The sequence below is a fragment of the Saccharibacillus sacchari genome (assembly GCF_037722395.1).
Taxonomy (GTDB): Bacteria; Bacillota; Bacilli; order Paenibacillales; family Paenibacillaceae; genus Saccharibacillus; species Saccharibacillus sacchari_A.
Window position 1 is genome coordinate 1 of the sequence record NZ_JBBKAR010000044.1, and the last position, 828, is coordinate 828.

1 protein-coding gene is annotated in these 828 nt (G+C 34.1%); it reads left to right on the top strand.

All coding sequences use genetic code 11. The features are described from left to right. Window positions 1–103 precede the first annotated feature (103 nt). Complete coding sequence (locus WKI47_RS16785; RefSeq protein ID WP_340228316.1) at window positions 104–787, top strand: hypothetical protein; 684 nt, start codon at window positions 104–106, stop codon at window positions 785–787. The last annotated feature ends 41 nt before the right edge of the window (window positions 788–828 follow it).

Genomic DNA, 828 nt, shown 5'->3' on the forward strand with positions numbered 1-828 from the left:
GCTGCGGGCATACGCCCTTGATCCGGCAGTCGCCGGATACTCGACATACGTCGAGTCGTGAATACAGGAACGTTAGACGAAACTTAATAGAAGGAGCAAAACAATGAAAGATTCATATGCAGAATTCTTTAATAGAGAACATATAAGTAAAGAACAATTTTTTGAATTTGGCTTAGAAGAGTCCATTTATATAAGTTTTGAAAAAGCGAAAGCTGGATGGAATATTGTAAAGGATAATGTACTTAATAATAGGCTTGCTTATATTAGAGGTTATGGGCGAAATGGTTCAGGGACCAGATTATTTATGGAACTTTACGGAGAAGTATTAGGAAATAAAATGATTCAAGTAGATCCTACAAATAATGCGATGCCCGAAAGAGTATTAAATTCTTACACTAGCTATCGAAAAAATATTAAGGCTGATTCAGGGGGGTTAATTAAAATTCAGAACTATCAAATTTCACATATTTTTGGGAAAACTAAAAATCCTTTTTTATTTACTGCTCCTTGGAACATTGCGTATATTCCTAAAATAATTGATCCTTTTACGGGACATGAGGCAAGAGGAGAACTTCCGGCACAATACACTAAAGCTTTTAGAAATAAAGCATTTGAATTATTTGGAGAATTGATTGAGGAATATAACCAATTAATCATTGATTTGCAACTAAAAGAAAAAGCAAATAGTTATATTGATAGATTAGAGAACAAACCTGGAGCTGAGAAAATGATAAAATTCAGGGCTGATATAAATAATGAACTCTCTAGATTAATCAGGGAGAATTAAGCTTCGCCTAACATAATATTCACGCTGCGGACATTCGTCCT